Source organism: Mesorhizobium sp. M7D.F.Ca.US.004.03.1.1 (assembly GCF_003998635.1).
Lineage (GTDB): Bacteria > Pseudomonadota > Alphaproteobacteria > Rhizobiales > Rhizobiaceae > Mesorhizobium > Mesorhizobium loti.
Map to the genome: position 1 here is coordinate 1 of NZ_RZQG01001444.1, position 964 is coordinate 964.

The 964-nt window shown below is 62.1% G+C and carries 2 protein-coding genes; both read left to right on the top strand.

Annotated elements, in window-relative coordinates; genetic code table 11:
- Positions 1-391 (top strand): LysR substrate-binding domain-containing protein (locus EN935_RS37800; RefSeq protein ID WP_245489163.1); only part of this gene is annotated, 391 nt, incomplete at its 5' end.
- 86 nt (positions 392-477) lie between these two features.
- Positions 478-964, top strand: a 487-nt coding sequence (locus tag EN935_RS37805) for a transporter substrate-binding domain-containing protein (protein ID WP_127374328.1), incomplete at its 3' end; no start/stop codon positions are given.

The window sequence follows — 964 nt, forward strand, 5'->3', positions numbered from 1 at the left end:
GTTCACATTGCTGGACACCGTCAAATCGAAGCGCCTTTGGCCAGACATTTTACGGCACCTTGCCATCGAGCAGACAGATGGCAACCGAAGCATCAGTTTCGACGATGCCGCCACCATGCGCCGCGCAACCCTGCAAGGCATCGGCGTCGGTCTCGTCTCCGTCATCGACGCCGAGGAAGATTTGAGGTCGGGTGCGCTGGTCGCGCCGGTCGGCCGCGACGCCCTTGCCGATATGAGGCCGGAGAAGGTCCCTGGCTTCTACCTGATCGTCCCGCGCGGGCACCTGCGCGTGAAGGCGGTCGCCGCCCTTCATCGATGGCTCGCCCAGCAGGACTGGAGCAGCGACCTGAAGATTTCCTCCGTGCCGAAACCGACCCCGCTTTCCGACTAGGAGCGGCTTTGAGACCGAGCTCCGAAAGAAAACTTTCGGACCTCCAACAACAAGAAACCAAACAGCCTCAACAGTGGAGACGGAACATGAAAACGATGAAATGGGGGGCCGCAGCCATGGCCCTTGGACTTGTGCATTTTGCAGCGCCGGCAGAAGCCGCCGGCGGCAAGACGCTGGAGATCGTCAAGGCGCGCGGCGTGCTCAATTGCACCGGCCATGACGGATCCTATCTCGGCTTCGCCGAAGTCGACGACAAGGGCAACTGGAAGGGCATGGACATCGATCTCTGCCGGGCGGTGGCCACGGCCGTGCTCGGCGACCCGGCAAAGCTGAAGATCGTTCCGATCAGCTGGGCGCAGCGCTGGCCGTCCCTGCAGTCAGGCGATGTCGACATCATCATCAAGGCGTCGGGCGGCACGCTCAGCCGAGACACCGAGCTCGGGCTGCAATTTTCCATGTCCTACTACCTCGGAACCACGAAGGTGATGGCGCACAAGGAGCTCAACCTCAAGTCGCTCAAGGATGCCGCTGGCGGCACGATCTGCATTCCCGCCGGTACCTCGCAGGAACAGC